Genomic DNA, 20,632 nt, shown 5'->3' on the forward strand with positions numbered 1-20,632 from the left:
ATTGCTCACTCCTTATTACCAATAACTTCTTCAGCGATCTTCGTATTCACAAGATCTGTATAAGGTACATCTGCAGGCAGTTCACCAGCTTCTTGCATAATATCTTTTAGGTTACTCCATTCTGACTCATCTAATATCGGGTCTGTAGCAAATGACCCTTGACTTTTATAACGATCAATAGAAGCAGCAAGCATTTCTACATCCGTGTCTTCGAAGTAAGGCTGTATAACTTGAGCAATCTCTTTAGCGCTATGTGCTTCAACCCACTGTTGCGCTTTATAAACTGCTTTCGTAAATTTCTCAATTTCTGCATCATTTTCTTTTAAAAAGCTCTGTTTTGCCATAAAAACAGTGTATGGGACATGCCCTGATTCTTCTCCAAATGAAGCCACGATATGTCCTTTCCCTTCTTTTTCGAATGTACTTGCAGTAGGTTCAAATAATTGCACATATTCTGCATCTCCAGATACGAATGCACCAGGTATATTAGCAAATTCTATATTCTGTTGTAGATCGAGGTCAGTTTGAGGATTAATATCATGTTGCTTTAAAACGAATTCACCAACCATTTGGGGCATTCCGCCTTTGCGTTGACCGAGAAAAGTGGTTCCTTTAATATCCTCCCAAGTGAAATTGGGTTTTGGTTCTTTGGCTACTAAAAAGGTTCCGTCAGTTTGTGTTAATTGGGCAAAATTAACAGCATAGTCCTTCGAATCTTGAGCATAAACATAGATGGAAGTTTCAGAGCCTACTAAAGCTACATCTGCTCCATCAGATAATAATGCCGTCATTGTTTTATCTCCACCCCAAGTTGTTTGTAATTCCACATTAAGACCTGCCTCTTTAAAGAACCCTTTCTCTAAAGCTACATATTGCGGAGCATAAAATAGCGAACGTGTTACTTCGGCTAATTTTATTGTAGTTTCCTCCTGGTTATTACATGCTGTTAGAAAAAGTAGGAACCCACAGGAAAGGAGCATTATACGTTTTATCTTCTTCATGTTGCACGACTCCTTCTAAATATTTGTATGTCAACACAGTTTATGAGGAGTTGTGAAAATGTGTGAATGCCTATATAAAAAAACCGATCTCATTTCAGAGATCGGTCATCAGCAATCTATAGCTGAACACTTTTCACTCATATATAATAAATCCTTTTTGGGATGAGGAAACAATTACTTTCCTTGATACATTGGACCTGCTTGCACAATATCGCTACTTGCTTCCGTGAACTTCTCAAAATTTTTATGGAATTTCATAGCCAAAGATTGCGCAGCCTCTTTGTAGGCCGCTTTGTCTTTCCACGTATTTATTGGAATTAATACTTCATCGGGTACTCCCGGTACTTGCATGGGAATTTCCAAACCAAAAATACTGTCTTTGGTTGTCTCAACAGAATTTAATTCGCCTTCTAACGCAGCATGTATCATTGCTCGTGTATAGGAAAGTTTCATTCGTTTTCCAACACCATACGATCCTCCAGTCCAACCAGTATTCACTAGGAAGACATTTGATTGATATGCATCTATTTTTTCTCCTAACATTCTTGCATACGTAGATGGAGCTAATGGTAAAAATGGAGAGCCAAAACAAGCTGAAAACGTTGCTTGCGGCTCAGTAACGCCTCTTTCAGTACCAGCAAGTTTGCTCGTGTAACCGCTAAGAAAATGATACATTGCTTGTTCTTTTGTTAGCTTACTGATTGGCGGCAAGGTACCAGATGCATCAGCAGTTAGAAAGATAATCGTATTCGGATGGCCAGCCATGCTAGGGATGGCAATGTTATCAATATTCTCAATTGGGTATGCTGCTCTTGTGTTTTCAGTTAATGATGTGTCATTGTAATTCGGAATTCGGGCTTTATCAACAATGACATTTTCTAAAACGGAACCAAAACGAATGGCATCAAATATTTGCGGTTCTTTTTCTTTAGATAAATTGATACATTTCGCATAACAGCCACCCTCAATATTGAATACACCGTTTGGACCCCAGCCATGTTCATCATCACCAATTAAACGACGATATGGATCAGCTGATAACGTTGTTTTTCCTGTGCCAGATAATCCAAAGAATAAAGCAACGTCTCCTTCTTTACCTACATTGGCAGAACAATGCATAGATAACACATTTTGTTGGGGAAGCAGATAATTCATGACGGAGAAAATGGATTTCTTAATTTCTCCTGCGTATTCGGTTCCACCAATTAGAATAACCCTTTTTTTAAAAGAAACGAAAATAAAAGCTTCTGAATTTGTTCCGTCTTGCTCAGGGTTTGCTTTAAAAGTAGGAGCTGAAACTACTGTAAACGCAGGTTGATGATTTAATAATTCTTCAGCTGTCGGGGTTATAAAAAGTTGTCGGGCGAATAAATTATGCCATGCATATTCATTGATTACTTGTATTGGAAGCCGATAATCATGATCTGCACCGGCAAATCCTTTGAACTGAAAAAGCTCTTTTTTGTCTTGTAAATAATTAATTACTTTGCGATACAATTTGTCAAAAACTTGTTCTTCGATAGACTGATTAACTGTACCCCAATCAACATTCTTTTCACTCACTTCATCACTTACAATAAATTTATCCCTAGGAGAGCGTCCTGTATACTTACCTGTTGTAGCTTGAACAGCACCAGTTGCTGTAAGCATCCCTTCTTCTCTATCTAAAATACGTTCAATAAGTTGTGGTACTGTTAAGTTGGTTTGTAAATGATTATGGGTATATAATTCATTAACCAAAGGTTTTTCCACCATTTTCATATTAACTACCTGCCTTTTAGTAAGATTGTATCAACGTCGAAACCTAAACGACCTTATCATGTTGAATATGTTTATTAGTATAACACATTAATAAAAATAGTCCATACTAAATATATAATAATTTTATTCAATTATCCTATAATGTTGAATCATGACAGCAAATTACTTCTTTTCCTTTTATTATAAGTAAAAATCGATAGACAATACGACGAAAGTAGTTGACACAAACGTTTTCTTTCGATAAGCTAAACTTCGAACGGATACTCTCTTATTCAGAGTTGGTGGAGGGACAGACCCGATGAAACCCAGCAACCATCACAATGGTGAAAAGGTGCTAATCTGATGCAAGGAACATCTCCTTGAACAATAAGAGCGAAAGGCGGGACAATCCTTTCCTCATGTATAGTAGGAAGGGTTTTTTTTGTTTTCTTTAGAACCTTTAATACTGAATGAGCATAATTGATAAATAGAGTTCCGTAACTGATATGTAAAAGGAGGATTTAGCAACATGGCTGCTAATCGTCGTTTATTTACTTCTGAATCTGTAACAGAAGGCCATCCTGATAAAATATCTGACCAAATTTCAGATGCAATATTAGACGAAATATTAAAAACAGATCCTTATGCACGTGTTGCATGTGAAACGACCGTGACGACTGGGCTAGTACTTGTAGCTGGAGAAATCACGACAACAACATATGTTGATATTCCTGCAATAGTAAGGAAAACCATTAAAGAAATAGGGTATACTCGAGCAAAATTTGGATTTGATGCCGATACCTGTGCTGTGTTAACTGCAATTGATGAACAATCGCCAGATATTGCAGGAGGTGTAGATACTGCTTTAGAGGCGCGTCAAGGAACGATGAGTGATGAAGAAATTGCAGCTATTGGCGCCGGAGATCAAGGATTGATGTTTGGTTTTGCTTGCGATGAAACCGAAGAGTTAATGCCTTTACCGATTTCGTTAGCACATAAGTTAGCTAAGCGCTTAGCTGATGTTAGAAAAGATAAAACATTAGATTATTTACGACCGGATGGGAAAACTCAGGTGACCATTGAATATGATGAGGCGGATGAGCCGGTAAGAATTGATACAATTGTAATCTCTACACAACATCACCAAGATCTGACAACAGAACAAATTGAAAAAGATTTAATTGAACATGTCATTCGGCCTGTTGTACCAAAGAAACTGCTTGATGATAAGACAAAGTACTTTATTAATCCTACTGGTCGTTTTGTGATTGGTGGACCACAAGGAGATGCAGGTTTAACAGGGCGTAAAATTATTGTAGATACGTATGGGGGATATGCACGGCACGGTGGAGGAGCATTTAGTGGTAAAGATTCCACCAAAGTAGACCGATCTGCCGCTTATGCAGCTAGGTATGTTGCTAAGAATATTGTTGCAGCGGGTTTATCGAAATCATGTGAAGTACAATTAGCATATGCGATTGGTGTGGCAGAGCCTGTCTCAATTTCGATTAATACATTTGGATCAGGAGTAGTCGATGAAGAAAAACTAGTAAAAGCTGTAAGAAAACTATTTGATTTACGTCCAGCTGGTATAATTCGTATGCTTGATCTACAAAAACCAATCTTTAAGAATACTGCAGCATATGGTCATTTCGGCAGAACCGATATCCAATTCCCGTGGGAAAAAACCGACAAAGTTGATGAATTAAACGCGCTTTTAAAACAATTTTAAAAAATGATAGAAGAATGACAAAAGAGTTTTCTCATTTCAAGCTGGGGAAGCTCTTTTTTTGATATCGTGTGTGTTAAAACCTAAGGTATATCACCTATTTACAGTGAATATCTTACCAGACAAGTTGGGATTATATAGAAAAAAAGGGTGAAAAATGATAGAAGTTTACCTATCTCCGTGTTAGAATATTACTGTATCATTTCGGTTTTGTTACAAATGGGTTACAGCTCAGGGTGATACGTTTATAATTGACGAGAGAAGGTTTATGTTATGTGTGGTTTTATCGGAATGCTATTTGATGAACCAATGGAAAGGTCAGCTCAAGAAATAGCTAACTTCAAAGAACAAAATAATATAATAACGCATCGCGGACCAGATGACGAAGGATACTATTTTGATTCCTATATGTCGTTTGGGTTTCGGAGACTAAGTATTATTGATATCGAAAGTGGTACACAACCATTAAGTTATCATGATGAACAAATATGGATGGTTTTTAATGGTGAAATATATAATTACTTAGAGTTAAGGCAGGAACTAGTAAATGAAGGTTATCATTTCGAGACGAATTCCGACACTGAAGTAATTGCAGCTTTATTTACTAAATATAAAGAAGAGGCATTTCAATTACTAAGAGGAATGTTTGCGATTTTAATTTGGGATAAACAAAATGAAGAATTGTATGGTGCCAGAGATCCATTTGGAATTAAACCCCTTTTCTATTATGAAAATGATAGAGGGATGAGTTTTGCTTCGGAGAAGAAAAGTATCGCATTAATGTTGGAAAAAGAAGAAGTAGATCAAGATGCTTTACAGCATTATTTAAGTTTTCAATATGTTCCAGAACCAATGACAATGTCTAAGGGTATACACAAGGTGGAACCTGGTCATTATTTTAAGAAAAAACCAGCACAACCGATCATGTTTACAAGATATTGGCATGCCTCTTTTCAGCCAATGAATAGATCGAAACAAGATTGGATTGAACAGATTCAAGATGTTATGTACGATTCAGTAGATGTCCATATGCGTAGTGATGTGCCAGTAGGGTCGTTTTTATCTGGTGGAATTGACTCAACGTTAATTGTTTCTATAGCAAAAACGATAAACCCAAGAATAAAGACGTTTTCCGTCGGTTTCGAACGAGAGGGATATTCTGAAATTGACGTTGCGAAAGAAACTGCGGATAAATTAAATGTGGAGAATATATCCACAACCATTACACCGGAAGCATATATTAAAAATCTTCCACTTATTATGTGGCACATGGATGATCCATTAGCTGATCCTTCTTGTGTACCTCTTTATTTTGTTTCTGAAGAGGCACGGAAACATGTGAAAGTAGTTCTATCTGGAGAGGGGTCCGATGAATTATTTGGAGGATATAATATCTATCGCGAACCAGAATCCTTAAAGGTATTTGAAGCCATTCCAACTCCAGTAAAAGAATTGCTTGCAAAAGTTTCAACGGTGTTACCCGAAGGGGTGAAAGGCAAGAGTTTTCTCGATCGAGGTACAACCCCTTTACGTGAACGCTATATTGGAAATGCCAAGATGTTTGAAGCAGAGGAGAAAGAAAAGCTACTCAAAAGTTATAATGAGCAGTTAGGGTATCAACAAATTACTAGGAAATTATTTGATCACGTTAGGGACTATCCATCTGTTAACCAAATGCAATATGTCGATATTCATACATGGATGCGTGGAGATATTTTATTAAAAGCAGACCGAGTTACAATGGCAAACTCTCTAGAGTTACGCGTCCCTTTCTTGGATAAGGAAGTCTTCCAAGTTGCTAGGCAACTTCCTGTTGATATGAAAATTGCTAATGGAACAACCAAACAAATACTAAGAGAAGCATCCAGAGGGATTATTCCTGACCATGTATTAGACCGGAAAAAATTAGGGTTTCCAGTTCCGATACGTCACTGGTTGAAAAATGAATTAAATGGTTGGGCAAAACAACTTATTCGAGAGAGCGAAACGGACCATTTGCTGCATAAGGGTTATATTTTAGAATTATTACATGCACACTGCCAGGGAAAGGCAGACTATAGTAGAAAGATATGGACAGTTCTAATGTTTATGGTATGGCATCAAAACTTTTTGGAAGGTAAATTGGATATGCATGAAATTAAAAAGAGAGAACAAGAGAAAGAGTTGGTACGATCTTAGAGAAAAAGATTAGGAATGAAGATGGTGAGAAATCGGTTTTAATTTCATCATAAATTGGGTTTCTATCCAATTTTAGTCTTTTGAATTAGACAGGCAATCTCCAGACAACAATGGTGATTGCCTGTTCTCTTATTTTGTTTCCATTACTATTTCAGTGAATAAATTCGTTGCGCCTCATTTAAATACAGTAAAAAAATTTTACTGATCAAATACCTGTTTGTATCTTTTTCCTTTTTCCACGTAGGACGTTCTAACACGTTCCATTTCCTTGTAATCTGCTTCGGTTAGTTCTCGTATTACTTTAGCGGGACGACCGAGTGCCAGTACATTTTCTGGTATTTTCTTACCAGGGGAGACTAAACTTCCTGCACCAATAAAAGCATTCTCACCTATTTCTGCTCCGTCTAAGATGATAGAACCCATGCCGATTAATGCTTTGTTTCGAATAATAGCAGAATGGAGCGTTACCTGATGTCCTACAGTTACGTCGTCCTCAATAATTAGTGGTTGGTTTGGACTTTGATGAAGCATAGATAGGTCTTGAATACTTATGCGTTTTCCAATTCTTACCGGAGCTACGTCCCCTCGAATGACCGTCTTAAACCAAATACTTGATTCTTCACCAATTGTAACATCGCCTATTATCATAGCATCGGGTGCTACAAACACAGATTCATGAATAATTGGATAAAAGTCTTTATATGGATGTATCATTTGAATCCTCCTGGAAAATATGATGATATAAATAGTATACCAAATATAACATGTAGTATCGTAGATCGGAGGCAGCGAGTTGATTAAGCATCATGTTCTTCACTCCCCCAGTAAATTAATGTTCACTGTATATACAAAAATTTTTCCGCAGGTAAATAAGGAATTGAGCTATTGGCAAACACGAGCAGCTGCCATTCCGGATGATGAATTAAGAACACAAGCATTAGCAAGTATAACTTCAAAACGATTTCACTGTCAGGGAGGATCTGTTTTTGCTTTACTTGCTGAAGAAAAGTGGGAGAGTGCAGTTCGATTTGTTGTAGCATATCAAACAATAAGTGATTACCTTGATAACTTATGTGATCGAAGTACGTCTATGGATTCTGCAGGTTTTCGGATGTTACATACATCAATGAGAGATGCATTGACACTCACAGATTACTCAACTAATTATTACAGCCTAATCCAATATAAAGATGATAATGGATACTTGCAGGAGCTCGTACAAACTTGTAGAGAGGTTATAGCTAGCTTGGATAACCTAGCTGTATTTCAAGATAATTTATTATGGTTGGAAGGACTTTATGAAGATTTACAAGTACATAAACATGTGGTTCCGAATGAAAGAGAAATACGGTTGAAAAGATGGTCAGATATCAAGAATGACTACTCATTACAATGGTATGAATTTTCGGCAGCTACTGGATCAACACTTGGGATATACAGTTTAGTATGTTATGCGTTAGCAGGTAGAATAAATGACGAGATGACCGGCGCTATTACTAATGGTTACTTTCCATACATACAAGGGTTGCATATATTGTTGGATTACTATATTGATCAGCATGAGGATGTGACAGAGAAAGATTTGAACTTTTGCAGTTATTATGCTAATCAAAGGATCATGCTTGATCGTTTTGAGTATTTTGTAAATCAAGCGCTTAAGCAAACGACAGTTTTACCAGACGCTTCATTCCATAAAATGGTCGTAAAAGGCTTAATTGGACTATATTTAGGCGACGAAAAGGTAAAAGAATTGGAAAATGGAAGTATGGTCAAAAAGAGAATGCTAAAAGCTAGTGGAGGAGCTTCTTTGTTTTTTTATTTGAATACAAAACTTTATTATATGTATAAAAAAATTCGTAATTCTGGTCTATATCAAAATAGATAGTCTACGGAAACAAATACCTAATCTTAGCGCTTTTGGATTGCTATAATAAATGGAGGGTTGTTTCTTTGGTTTATAAAGCCGTATCGTAACACATGATATTTACGTTGGTTTAGCTTCATTACATGCTTTAAAACAATTTCTTTTTCTTCTTCGCCGCCTTCATGTCCATGATAGACGACTAAAACAATTAAACCACTCGTTTTCAAATATTGTAAGATCGTATTAATGGCATTTATGGTAGATTGGCCTTTTGTGACAATGCTTTTATCGCTTTTAGGAAGATATCCAAGATTAAATACTGCTCCGCCTATTAAAAATTCATTCGTCGGGATATACGCTTGTAGATTTGCATGGCTATCTTGTATTACTGATACATTTGTTCGATTATTTTCTTCGAGTTTCTGTTTCGTAGCGATTATGGCATCATCCTGAATATCAAATGCAAGCACATGCCCGTTTTTACCAACAACGTTACTCAAAAATAACGTGTCGTTTCCATTACCGCATGTAGCATCTATTACTGTTTCATTTTTATCAATGGAGCCCTCCAGTAAATAATGGGCATAATGTAATATTCCTTGTAACATCGTATACTCCTTTTGGATAGTGGTTAGACTTATTTTACCAGAAGATATCGTTATTGTCTTGACAAAGCGATTACAATTCATTAAAATTCGATATACATCATATAGGATAACGACAATGCAGAGGAATAGTAATAATTCCCTACAGGTAAAGAGAGACAGTGGTTGGTGAAAACTGTACCTGAATAATTATGAACTCGCCTTGAACGTTGCAGAAGTGATATGTAGTTTCTGCCGATTTATCCACGTTATGGATTAGGAGAGAATGCATGTAGTTGCATTAAGCTGGGTGGTACCGCGGGAATAATAGCTTCTCGTCCCTTTATGGGATGGGTGGCTTTTTTTTATAAATTTTTGTTTGTGATAAGGAGGAACTGATATGAGTTTTCATCATCAGCAAATTGAAAAGAAATGGCAGGAGTACTGGTTAGAAAATAAAACGTTTAAGACTGATACCTTTTCAGAGAAAGAAAAAGTGTATGCACTTGACATGTTTCCATATCCTTCTGGATCAGGCTTGCATGTAGGTCACCCAGAGGGTTATACTGCTACAGATATAATTTCAAGAATGAAACGGATGCAAGGATACGAAGTGCTTCACCCAATGGGGTGGGATGCTTTTGGCCTGCCAGCAGAACAATATGCAATTGATACTGGGAACAGTCCAGAAGAATTCACAAAGAAAAATATTGAAATCTTTAAAAGGCAAATTCAGGCACTCGGATTCTCCTATGATTGGGATCGTGAAATTAGTACGATGGATCCGAATTATTATAAGTGGACACAGTGGATTTTCACAAAGCTTTATGAAGAGGGTCTAGCCTACATGGATGAAGTTGCGGTTAACTGGTGCCCTGCATTAGGAACGGTGCTTGCTAATGAGGAAGTTATTGATGGAAAAAGTGAGCGGGGTGGCCACCCGGTTATTCGTAAACCTATGAAACAGTGGATGTTAAAAATTACTGCTTATGCAGACCGCTTACTTGAAGACTTAGATGAACTGGATTGGCCGGAAAGTTTGAAAGATATGCAACGCAATTGGATTGGGAGATCAGAAGGCGCTGAAGTACAGTTTACAGTTGATAATACGGATGAAATGTTTACGGTATTTACGACAAGACCAGATACGCTTTTCGGTGCAACGTATGCAGTACTAGCTCCTGAACATCCGTTAGTGGAAAAAATCGTAACGGCAGAACAGAAAATAGCTGTAGAAAGTTATATGAATGAGATTCAGACCAAGTCAGATTTAGAAAGAACTGATTTAGCGAAAGAAAAAACAGGCGTTTTTACTGGGGCTTATGCGATTAATCCAGTTAATCAAGAAAAAATGCCAATTTGGATTGCTGACTATGTATTAATGAGTTATGGATCTGGAGCAATCATGGCGGTTCCTGCACATGATGAACGAGATTATGAGTTTGCTGTTAAATTTGAACTCCCCATCATTGAAGTAGTTGCTGGTGGCGATATTTCCAATGAAGCGTATATTGGAGACGGCGAACATGTTAATTCAGATTTCCTTAATGGCATGGATAAAAAGGCGGCCATCATAAAAATGATTGATTGGCTAGAGGAAACAGAGAATGGGACAAAGAAAGTTACCTATCGTCTTCGTGATTGGCTATTTGCACGTCAAAGATATTGGGGTGAACCCATCCCAATTATTCACTGGGAAGATGATACAATGACTGCAGTTCCTGAAGAGGAATTACCCCTTGAATTGCCAGAGATGGATAATATTAAACCATCAGGAAATGGAGAATCACCATTGGCAAATAGTGATTGGATTCATGTGGTTGATCCTAAAACAGGAATGAAGGGAAGAAGAGAAACAAATACAATGCCACAGTGGGCAGGAAGCTGCTGGTACTTCTTGCGTTATATTGATCCAACTAACCCAGACCAAATTGCAGATCCCAAGGCATTAAAAGAGTGGTTGCCAGTTGACATTTATATCGGTGGTGCCGAACATGCGGTGCTCCATTTATTGTATGCTCGTTTCTGGCATAAATTCTTGTATGATATTGGTGTTGTGCCTACTAAAGAACCGTTTATGAAATTATTTAATCAAGGAATGATTCTTGGTGAAGGTAATGAAAAAATGAGCAAATCAAAAGGGAATGTCGTTAACCCAGATGATATTATTGAGTCCCATGGTGCTGACACTTTACGATTATATGAGATGTTTATGGGTCCACTTGATGCATCTGTTGCATGGTCTGAAAACGGACTAGACGGAGCGAGGCGATTCTTGGACCGTGTGTGGCGATTAATTGTATCAGATGATGGGCAACAATCTGATAAAATTGTGGATGAGGAAATTAATGGGTTAGATAAGATTTACCATGAAACGGTGAAAAAAGTTACCGATGATTTTAATCATTTACATTTTAATACGGCGATCTCACAAATGATGGTATTTATTAATGAAGGTTACAAAGCAGAAAAATTACCAAAAGATTATATAGAAGGTTTTGTTAAGATGCTTTCACCGATAGCACCTCACGTAACAGAAGAGCTGTGGAGAATACTTGGTCATTCGGAAACAATCAGTTTCGAAGCTTGGCCAACATATGATGAAAGTAAACTTGTTGAAGATGAAGTGGAAGTAGTTATACAAATTATGGGGAAAGTAAGGGCAAAGGTGAGTATTGCGAAAGATACCACCAAAGAAGAGTTGGAAAAAATAGCACTAGAAAATGAAAAGATTCAAGAATTAATAGAAGGAAAAACGGTACGAAAAGTAATTGTAATTCCTGGGAAATTAGTTAATATTGTAGCGAATTAATAAAAAGATCTCTTCGGATACGAAGAGATCTTTTTATAGCACATTCGATTTTTAAGTAGATGGTATCCATTTCGTTTGTAAAATAATCCATTCTCCATTCTCATAATACCAGGTGGTTTCAACTGTACCTAACCTATCTGCATGGTAAGCTCCACTAATTTGTTGATAACTTTTTAATCCGTATCCTTTACTTTTACTAATTAATACTGGTTCAAAAAAGGCAATTGGGTCAATCATGACAGATTTATGAGATTCAAGTAAATTACCGTTTTTATCGTATATGCCAAGTCTGATATAATCTTCAGCACGATTCTGAACATCAATCGTAATCGGTTTATCTGTTGGGGTTAGTTTAATGATAACGTTAAAATTATCTTCAAAAGTCCCACTCAAATAGGCTTGCTCCGGAAGTGGATTTTCTTTAAGCTGACCTTGAGAAATTGTATTTAACTGATAATTGTAAAGTCCTCCACTCCCCCCAGTTGCACTTTGATAAAAGATATCTTTTTTGTTGTCGTGATTCAAGTCAATCATTTGTAAAGTTGGATCATAACCTCCACCAGCATAATTTATTTTCCAGCCTTCCTTTTGTTTATTTGTGATTTCTGTCCAAATTTCCCGATAAAAATTGGAGTCGGGAGAAAATAAGATGCCCTTTAGTTGGATTTTTTCATTTTGACCATCCCCATTAACGTCTGCATGGTATGTTTTAATCTGTATTGGTTTTTGTTCTGCTGCTTGTGAAACCAATGGATTTAATGCACAAATGATCCATAGCGAACATATACTTACTATTATTTTTTTCATCATGTACCTCTCCATTATCGTTTGTTATTATTAGTGTGTGTAGGAAAGTTGCATGTTATCCTTCTACAGCTTATTATTAAAATTGAATGTACTAGTTAAGGAGTGGTTCTAGATGAATACAATTCAAGAATTAAGCCCCCAAGAAGTGGAAGAAAAACTGGAAAACGATAAAAATATAGAAGTTATAGATGTTAGGGAAGATGAAGAAGTAGCTCAAGGAAAGATTGAACAGGCAAAACATATTCCGCTACAAGAGATTCCTGAAGCTGTAAATAAATTAGATAAATCCAAAGATTACGTAATGGTATGCCGTTCTGGAAGAAGAAGTATGAAAGCTGCTTCATTTCTACAAGATAATGGATATAGGGTTTATAATATGGCTGGTGGAATGCTTGAATGGAAAGGTGACGTTAGCAGCTGAAAAATGTAACAGAAAAAAGGATTGACTTTTTTCTGTTACAAATATATAATATTTTTTGCTGTCAAAAAAAGTGTTATTGTTTTTTGGCAAAAAAAATAGACTATTGACGATTAATGGGATACATGCTATAATATTTATTCCAGTGATGAAGTTGTTGGTTATAAGCTAATTCGACAGAGTTCATCTCTCAAATTTTACGCAATGAAATCATTGACAAGTTTTAATGCAAGTGATACAATGTAAAAGTTGCGCTAAAAAAAGAAATTTGCTCTTTGAAAACTGAACAAAACAACCAGTATGTCAAGAAAAACAGGTAACCTGTTATTTCTATAAAACAACCAGAAGGCAACTTCTGGAGAAGCTAAGAAGAATGATTAACGGTGTTTAATCATAAACAAACTTTATTGGAGAGTTTGATCTTGGCTCAGGACGAACGCTGGCGGCGTGCCTAATACATGCAAGTCGAGCGCGGGAAGCAGGCAGAACTCCTTCGGGAGTGATGCCTGTGGAACGAGCGGCGGACGGGTGAGTAACACGTGGGCAACCTGCCTGTAAGACTGGGATAACCCCGGGAAACCGGGGCTAATACCGGATAACACTTTTTGGTACATGCCAAGAAGTTGAAAGGCGGCCTTTTTGGCTGTCACTTACAGATGGGCCCGCGGCGCATTAGCTAGTTGGTAGGGTAACGGCCTACCAAGGCAACGATGCGTAGCCGACCTGAGAGGGTGATCGGCCACACTGGGACTGAGACACGGCCCAGACTCCTACGGGAGGCAGCAGTAGGGAATCTTCCGCAATGGACGAAAGTCTGACGGAGCAACGCCGCGTGAGTGATGAAGGTTTTCGGATCGTAAAACTCTGTTGTTAGGGAAGAACAAGTGCCGTTCAAATAGGGCGGCACCTTGACGGTACCTAACCAGAAAGCCCCGGCTAACTACGTGCCAGCAGCCGCGGTAATACGTAGGGGGCAAGCGTTGTCCGGAATTATTGGGCGTAAAGCGCGCGCAGGCGGTCCTTTAAGTCTGATGTGAAAGCCCACGGCTCAACCGTGGATGGCCATTGGAAACTGGAGGACTTGAGTACAGAAGAGGAGAGTGGAATTCCACGTGTAGCGGTGAAATGCGTAGAGATGTGGAGGAACACCAGTGGCGAAGGCGACTCTCTGGTCTGTAACTGACGCTGAGGTGCGAAAGCGTGGGGAGCGAACAGGATTAGATACCCTGGTAGTCCACGCCGTAAACGTTGAGTGCTAGGTGTTAGGGGGTTTCCGCCCCTTAGTGCTGAAGTTAACGCATTAAGCACTCCGCCTGGGGAGTACGGCCGCAAGGCTGAAACTCAAAAGAATTGACGGGGGCCCGCACAAGCGGTGGAGCATGTGGTTTAATTCGAAGCAACGCGAAGAACCTTACCAGGTCTTGACATCCTCTGACACCCCTAGAGATAGGGCATTCCCTTCGGGGACAGAGTGACAGGTGGTGCATGGTTGTCGTCAGCTCGTGTCGTGAGATGTTGGGTTAAGTCCCGCAACGAGCGCAACCCTTGATCTTAGTTGCCAGCATTGAGTTGGGCACTCTAAGGTGACTGCCGGTGACAAACCGGAGGAAGGTGGGGATGACGTCAAATCATCATGCCCCTTATGACCTGGGCTACACACGTGCTACAATGGATGGAACAAAGGGCAGCGAAACCGCAAGGTCAAGCAAATCCCATAAAACCATTCTCAGTTCGGATTGCAGGCTGCAACTCGCCTGCATGAAGCCGGAATCGCTAGTAATCGCGGATCAGCATGCCGCGGTGAATACGTTCCCGGGCCTTGTACACACCGCCCGTCACACCACGAGAGTTGGTAACACCCGAAGTCGGTGAGGTAACCTTTTGGAGCCAGCCGCCGAAGGTGGGACCAATGATTGGGGTGAAGTCGTAACAAGGTAGCCGTATCGGAAGGTGCGGCTGGATCACCTCCTTTCTAAGGATATTAAGAAGGCGAAAGGGCTCGTCTAGCGACGTATAAACTGGACTGAACCGAAGGAGATAAAGGAAACACAATGAGCGTAGCGAATTGTTGTTGACTTATCGTACGAAGGCGAAGGAAGTTTACTAGTCGTTGAGCACTGTAGCTGGTCTAACGGAACCCTGAAGCATCCCTTACGGGATCTTCGGGAAGGGCATACGTGGTTGTTTGGTTCAGTTTTGAGAGAGTAATTTTCTCCATATTACATAAATAGATGGGCCTGTAGCTCAGCTGGTTAGAGCGCACGCCTGATAAGCGTGAGGTCGGTGGTTCGAGTCCACTCAGGCCCACCATCTATTTTATATTATATACGGGGCCTTAGCTCAGCTGGGAGAGCGCCTGCCTTGCACGCAGGAGGTCAGCGGTTCGATCCCGCTAGGCTCCATTTTTGTACTTTGAAAACTAAATAAGAGTAACAACGACATCAGAAAGCTGAAACAACTGTTCAGCGACGTACGGACTGGACGGAGCCTGCGGAGATAAAGGAGACATGATGAACGTGAGTGAATCAATGTTGACTTATCGCACAAAGGTGAAGGAAGTCGCGCTAGTCGCTAGTTGATGAAGCTGGATTAAGCAAAGGCGATAAAGAAGTACGCTTATTCATTGAATAGCTAGTTAAGTGAATAAGGGCGCACGGTGGATGCCTTGGCACTAGGAGCCGAAGAAGGACGGGACTAACACCGATATGTCTCGGGGAGTCGTAAGTAGACATTGATCCGGGAATTTCCGAATGGGGGAACCCACTGTTCGTAATGGAACAGTACTTCTATCTGAATACATAGGATAGGAGAGGCACACCCGGGGAACTGAAACATCTCAGTACCCGGAGGAAAAGAAAGCAAATGCGATTTCCTAAGTAGCGGCGAGCGAAACGGAATCAGCCCAAACCAGAAGGCTTGCCTTCTGGGGTTGTAGGACACTCCATTGGAGTTACCAAGAAATTCATTAGATGAAGCGATCTGGAAAGATCCGCCAAAGAAGGTAAGAGCCCTGTAATCGAAAAGGAATTTCCTCCGGAGTGGATCCTGAGTACGGCGGAACACGTGGAATTCCGTCGGAATCCGGGAGGACCATCTCCCAAGGCTAAATACTCCCTAGTGACCGATAGTGAACCAGTACCGTGAGGGAAAGGTGAAAAGCACCCCGGAAGGGGAGTGAAAGAGAACCTGAAACCGTGTGCCTACAAGTAGTCGAAGCCCGTTTATGGGTGACGGCGTACCTTTTGTAGAATGGACCGGCGAGTTACGATCGTATGCAAGGTTAAGTGGAAGACACGGAGCCGCAGCGAAAGCGAGTCTGAATAGGGCGAATGAGTATGCGGTCGTAGACCCGAAACCGTGTGATCTACCCATGTCCAGGGTGAAGGTCAGGTAACACTGACTGGAGGCCCGAACCCACGTATGTTGAAAAATGCGGGGATGAGGTGTGGGTAGGGGTGAAATGCCAATCGAACACGGAGATAGCTGGTTCTCTCCGAAATAGCTTTAGGGCTAGCCTCAAGGAGATGAGTACTGGAGGTAGAGCACTGATTGGACTAGGGGCCCTCACCGGGTTACCGAATTCAGTCAAACTCCGAATGCCAGTTACTTTGCCTTGGGAGTCAGACTATGGGTGATAAGGTTCATAGTCGAAAGGGAAACAGCCCAGACCGCCAGCTAAGGTCCCTAAGTATACGTTAAGTGGAAAAGGATGTGGAGTTGCTTAGACAACCAGTATGTTGGCTTAGAAGCAGCCATCATTTAAAGAGTGCGTAATAGCTCACTGGTCGAGTGACTCTGCGCCGAAAATGTACCGGGGCTAAACGTATCACCGAAGCTGCGGATTGTTCTACGAACAATGGTAGGAGAGCGTTCAAAGTGCTGTGAAGTCAGACCGTGAGGACTGGTGGAGCGCTTTGAAGTGAGAATGCCGGTATGAGTAGCGAAAAAAGAGTGAGAATCTCTTTCACCGAATGCCTAAGGTTTCCTGAGGAAGGCTCGTCCTCTCAGGGTTAGTCGGGACCTAAGCCGAGGCCGAAAGGCGTAGGCGATGGACAACAGGTAGATATTCCTGTACCACCTCATGAGCGTTTGAACGATGGGGGGACGCAGTAGGATAAGGAAAGCGCACCGATGGAAGCGTGCGCCCAAGCAGTGAGAAAGTCGGATAGGCAAATCCGTCCGGCAATTTCAAGCTGTTATGGGGAGGGAAATAGAGTACCGAAGTTCCGGATTTCACACTGCCAAGAAAAGCCTCTAGTGAGTTCATAGGTGCCCGTACCGCAAACCGACACAGGTAGGCGAGGAGAGAATCCTAAGGTGAGCGGGAGAACTCTCGTTAAGGAACTCGGCAAAATGACCCCGTAACTTCGGGAGAAGGGGTGCTCCTCTGCCGAGGAGCCGCAGTGAATAGGCCCAAGCGACTGTTTAGCAAAAACACAGGTCTCTGCGAAGCCGTAAGGCGAAGTATAGGGGCTGACACCTGCCCGGTGCTGGAAGGTTAAGGGGAAGCGTTAGCACTTCGGTGCGAAGCGTTGAACCGAAGCCCCAGTAAACGGCGGCCGTAACTATAACGGTCCTAAGGTAGCGAAATTCCTTGTCGGGTAAGTTCCGACCCGCACGAAAGGTGCAACGACTTGGGCACTGTCTCAACGAGAGACCCGGTGAAATTATACTATGTGTGAAGATGCACATTACCCGCGACAGGACGGAAAGACCCCGTGGAGCTTTACTGTAGCCTGATATTGAATGTTGGTACAGCTTGTACAGGATAGGTGGGAGCCATCGAAGCGTGAGCGCTAGCTTACGTGGAGGCACCCGTGGGATACCACCCTGGCTGTACGAACCTTCTAACCCAGGACCGTAATCCGGTTCGGAGACAGTGTCAGGCGGGCAGTTTGACTGGGGCGGTCGCCTCCCAAAGAGTAACGGAGGCGCCCAAAGGTTCCCTCAGAATGGTTGGAAATCATTCGCAGAGTGTAAAGGCAGAAGGGAGCTTGACTGCGAGACCTACAAGTCGAGCAGGGACGAAAGTCGGGCTTAGTGATCCGGTGGTTCCGCATGGAAGGGCCATCGCTCAACGGATAAAAGCTACCCCGGGGATAACAGGCTTATCTCCCCCAAGAGTTCACATCGACGGGGAGGTTTGGCACCTCGATGTCGGCTCATCGCATCCTGGGGCTGTAGTCGGTCCCAAGGGTTGGGCTGTTCGCCCATTAAAGCGGTACGCGAGCTGGGTTCAGAACGTCGTGAGACAGTTCGGTCCCTATCCGTCGTGGGCGTTGGAAGTTTGAGAGGAGCTGTCCTTAGTACGAGAGGACCGGGATGGACACACCGCTGGTGTACCAGTTGTTCCGCCAGGAGCATAGCTGGGTAGCTACGTGTGGCAGGGATAAGTGCTGAAAGCATCTAAGCATGAAGCCCCCCTCTAGATGAGACTTCCCATCACTTCAAGTGAGTAAGATCCCTCAGAGATGATGAGGTTGATAGGTTCGAGGTGGAAGCGTGGTGACACGTGGAGCTGACGAATACTAATCGATCGAGGACTTAACTAACCAATTTGGCTTTGAAACGTCGTTGAATGATCTCTTATTTAGTTTTTAGGGTACAAATAGCGGAGAGGTCACACCTGTTCCCATGCCGAACACAGTAGTTAAGCTCTCCAGCGCCGATGGTAGTTGGGGCTTTGTCCCTGCAAGAGTAGGACGCCGCCAGGCCATTTTAAAAGCTGTTCGTATGTTTATACGGACAGCTTTTCTAACACTAAATATATTCATTTTATCCCTACAAACTCTGCCTGAAATAGTAAAAGTCAATATTTTTAAAAAACCATATAAACAAATGGCCTCAGTACTCTTAAAACGAAGACTGAGGCCATTGTTAATTCGATATATTCAACAACTTTAAAAGTTTATTCAGCAATACAAGATTAGGTTAGGTTATTTTCTTCTGTAAGATTTCTGCCTTTTTTTCCACTTAATGAATTCGTTATAGAGGTGATGGCTCCATCACCTGTAACATTACAAGCTGTTCCAAGACTGTCTTGTGCTAAGTATAGAGCTATCATTAAAGATACCATCGTTGCGTCAAAACCTAGCATACTTTTGAGCAAGCCAATAGCAGCCATTACTGCACCACCAGGAACCCCTGGAGCAGCAATCATTGTTATACCTAACATTAAGATAAATGGAAATACAGCTGAGAATGTACCAGGCTCTCCTTGTAAAAACATGACAGCTAAAGAACAACTTACTAACGTAATTGTACTTCCAGATAGATGTATATTTGCGAGTAAAGGAACTGTAAAATCAGCTATTCCTTCTCGTACTTTTAATGTTTTTGTATGTTTTAAAGTTACTGGAATGGTAGCGGCAGAAGATTGAGTTCCTAACGCTGTAAAATATGCAGGTATCATTCGTTTTATCATACTGATTGGGTTTTGCTTACTTAACGTTCCAGCTAATGTATATTGAAGCATTAAATAAAGTAAATGCAAAATAATAATCATAACAAATACTTTTGCAAATACAGCTAAAATTGTACTCACTTGACCAGCTGCCGTCATATTGGCAAATATTCCAAAAATATGGATTGGAAGTAAAGGAATAATAACTTTTTCAATAACTAATTGTATAATATCTCGGAAATCAGTTGTTATTTTATATAATGCTTCGCCTTTAATAGTTGCAATACCAAGACCAATGACAAAAGACAGAAGTAAAGCTGTCATAATTTCCATTGGGGGTGGCATTTCAACTTGGAAAAATCCTTCACTAAGGCTCTTGGAAGGATCTGAAAAAGATTGTAAGGATTGCTGGCTCAAAAACGTCGGATAGACGATTTTCGCTACAAAAAATGCTATTACTCCAGCAACAACGGTTGATGTATAAGCTACTGCCCCTGTTAGTCCAAGTAATTTACCTGCACCTCGTCCCATTGAGCCAATACCTGGTGCAATGAAACCTATAATAATTAATGGAATAATAAATTCTAGAAAATTACCGAATATATCGTTAAACGTTGCAAATAATCGAATAAGCCAGTCATTCGCGAATGACCCAATTACAATACCGAGAAGGATTGCTGTAATTATTCTAAGTAGTAGTCCTAGTCCTTTCAATGATTCCCCTCCTTTTATAATACCCCCTATTTTACACAAAATATTACGATTCGTCTAACTAAATTAAAAGCGCACCAAATTTAGGTGCGCTAGTGCCTGCTTAGCTCATTCCATAAGGTCCTAATTGTTGGGAATTACTTGTGCTTGTGTTTCCACTGTTACCGCTACTATTATTTGAATTCGTCATTTGGGAAACGAATGGAATCATCTGTTGCATGGTTTGTCCAAGATTTTGATTGTTTTTTGTCATGGTATAATATGTGGCAGCTCCTACACCAACAGACGCAATAATAGGTAACCATACTCCGTTTTTTTGCATTATTTACCAACCCTTTCTAAACCTTATCGTTTGATTAACAGACATTATTAGGTTAATCCATTT

General features: G+C 40.6%; 12 protein-coding genes, 2 tRNA genes, 3 rRNA genes, 1 riboswitch and 1 other annotated feature. Of the genes, 10 read left to right on the forward strand and 7 right to left on the reverse strand.

Translation table 11 applies throughout. From position 1 onward, the window contains the following. Window positions 1–5: 5 nt before the first annotated feature. Both BN990_RS07380 and pckA read right to left on the reverse strand, forming a co-directional pair. The gene (locus BN990_RS07380) at window positions 6–1,001 is read right to left on the reverse strand and encodes an ABC transporter substrate-binding protein (RefSeq protein WP_021288873.1); all 996 of its coding nucleotides are present in this window, start codon (window positions 999–1,001) and stop codon (window positions 6–8) included. A 174-nt stretch (window positions 1,002–1,175) separates the two neighbouring features. Then, window positions 1,176–2,762: a phosphoenolpyruvate carboxykinase (ATP) gene (pckA, locus tag BN990_RS07385; RefSeq protein WP_081856122.1), complete on the reverse strand. Its 1,587-nt coding sequence runs from the start codon at window positions 2,760–2,762 to the stop codon at window positions 1,176–1,178. 265 nt (window positions 2,763–3,027) lie between these two features. Next, window positions 3,028–3,135: riboswitch (SAM riboswitch) on the forward strand. Between the two features lie 135 nt (window positions 3,136–3,270). Between pckA and metK the strand changes: the two genes are divergently transcribed. Together metK and asnB are read left to right on the forward strand one after the other, a co-directional pair. Continuing rightward, window positions 3,271–4,473, forward strand: a complete 1,203-nt coding sequence (metK, locus tag BN990_RS07390) for a methionine adenosyltransferase (RefSeq protein WP_038243207.1) — start codon at window positions 3,271–3,273, stop codon at window positions 4,471–4,473. Between the two features lie 270 nt (window positions 4,474–4,743). Next, a complete protein-coding gene (gene asnB / locus BN990_RS07395; RefSeq protein WP_038243210.1) occupies window positions 4,744–6,648 on the forward strand; it encodes an asparagine synthase (glutamine-hydrolyzing) in 1,905 nt (634 codons plus the stop codon). A 198-nt stretch (window positions 6,649–6,846) separates the two neighbouring features. Here the strand turns inward: asnB and BN990_RS07400 are convergent, their stop codons facing one another. After that, on the reverse strand, window positions 6,847–7,362 hold the full coding sequence (locus BN990_RS07400; protein WP_021288869.1) for a gamma carbonic anhydrase: 516 nt from the start codon (window positions 7,360–7,362) through the stop codon (window positions 6,847–6,849). Window positions 7,363–7,441: 79 nt separating this feature from the next. Here BN990_RS07400 and BN990_RS07405 point away from each other — a divergent pair, with 79 nt between their 5' ends. Then, the gene (locus tag BN990_RS07405) at window positions 7,442–8,533 is read left to right on the forward strand and encodes a tetraprenyl-beta-curcumene synthase family protein (protein WP_306465023.1); all 1,092 of its coding nucleotides are present in this window, start codon (window positions 7,442–7,444) and stop codon (window positions 8,531–8,533) included. Window positions 8,534–8,556: 23 nt separating this feature from the next. On the opposite strand, the gene BN990_RS07410 is transcribed toward BN990_RS07405, so the two are convergent. Then, window positions 8,557–9,120 carry a class I SAM-dependent methyltransferase gene (locus tag BN990_RS07410; RefSeq protein WP_038243212.1) on the reverse strand — a complete coding sequence of 188 codons (564 nt, stop codon included), beginning with the start codon at window positions 9,118–9,120 and terminating at the stop codon, window positions 8,557–8,559. Between the two features lie 106 nt (window positions 9,121–9,226). After that, window positions 9,227–9,442: a binding site (T-box leader), on the forward strand. A 54-nt stretch (window positions 9,443–9,496) separates the two neighbouring features. Here BN990_RS07410 and leuS point away from each other — a divergent pair. Then, window positions 9,497–11,908 (forward strand): leucine--tRNA ligase, encoded by a 2,412-nt coding sequence (leuS, locus tag BN990_RS07415; RefSeq protein WP_021288866.1) that lies wholly within the window; start codon window positions 9,497–9,499, stop codon window positions 11,906–11,908. Between the two features lie 51 nt (window positions 11,909–11,959). Here leuS and BN990_RS07420 read toward each other — a convergent pair whose 3' ends face one another. Continuing rightward, window positions 11,960–12,715, reverse strand: coding sequence for a hypothetical protein (locus BN990_RS07420; protein WP_021288865.1), 756 nt, complete (start codon window positions 12,713–12,715; stop codon window positions 11,960–11,962). Window positions 12,716–12,827: 112 nt separating this feature from the next. Here BN990_RS07420 and BN990_RS07425 point away from each other — a divergent pair, with 112 nt between their 5' ends. From BN990_RS07425 to rrf, 6 genes are all read left to right on the forward strand, one after another. Further along, a complete protein-coding gene (locus BN990_RS07425; protein ID WP_021288864.1) occupies window positions 12,828–13,136 on the forward strand; it encodes a rhodanese-like domain-containing protein in 309 nt (102 codons plus the stop codon). A gap of 401 nt (window positions 13,137–13,537) precedes the next feature. Next, a 16S ribosomal RNA gene (locus tag BN990_RS07430) occupies window positions 13,538–15,105 on the forward strand. 261 nt (window positions 15,106–15,366) lie between these two features. Then, window positions 15,367–15,443: transfer RNA gene (locus BN990_RS07435), tRNA-Ile, on the forward strand. Window positions 15,444–15,462: 19 nt separating this feature from the next. After that, window positions 15,463–15,535 (forward strand) — tRNA-Ala (locus BN990_RS07440). Window positions 15,536–15,766: 231 nt separating this feature from the next. Beyond that, window positions 15,767–18,685: ribosomal RNA gene (locus BN990_RS07445) — 23S ribosomal RNA — on the forward strand. Window positions 18,686–18,731: 46 nt separating this feature from the next. After that, window positions 18,732–18,847: ribosomal RNA gene (gene rrf / locus BN990_RS07450) — 5S ribosomal RNA — on the forward strand. The 16S, 23S and 5S rRNA genes sit together here with 2 tRNA genes alongside, the layout of an rRNA operon. A gap of 212 nt (window positions 18,848–19,059) precedes the next feature. Here rrf and BN990_RS07455 read toward each other — a convergent pair. Both BN990_RS07455 and BN990_RS07460 read right to left on the reverse strand, forming a co-directional pair. After that, the gene (locus BN990_RS07455) at window positions 19,060–20,250 is read right to left on the reverse strand and encodes a dicarboxylate/amino acid:cation symporter (protein ID WP_021290807.1); all 1,191 of its coding nucleotides are present in this window, start codon (window positions 20,248–20,250) and stop codon (window positions 19,060–19,062) included. Window positions 20,251–20,350: 100 nt separating this feature from the next. After that, the gene (locus BN990_RS07460; protein ID WP_021290808.1) at window positions 20,351–20,569 is read right to left on the reverse strand and encodes a hypothetical protein; all 219 of its coding nucleotides are present in this window, start codon (window positions 20,567–20,569) and stop codon (window positions 20,351–20,353) included. Between the last annotated feature and the right edge of the window lie 63 nt (window positions 20,570–20,632).

Source organism: Virgibacillus salexigens (assembly GCF_000723585.1).
GTDB classification, from domain to species: Bacteria; Bacillota; Bacilli; order Bacillales; family Amphibacillaceae; genus Virgibacillus; species Virgibacillus salexigens.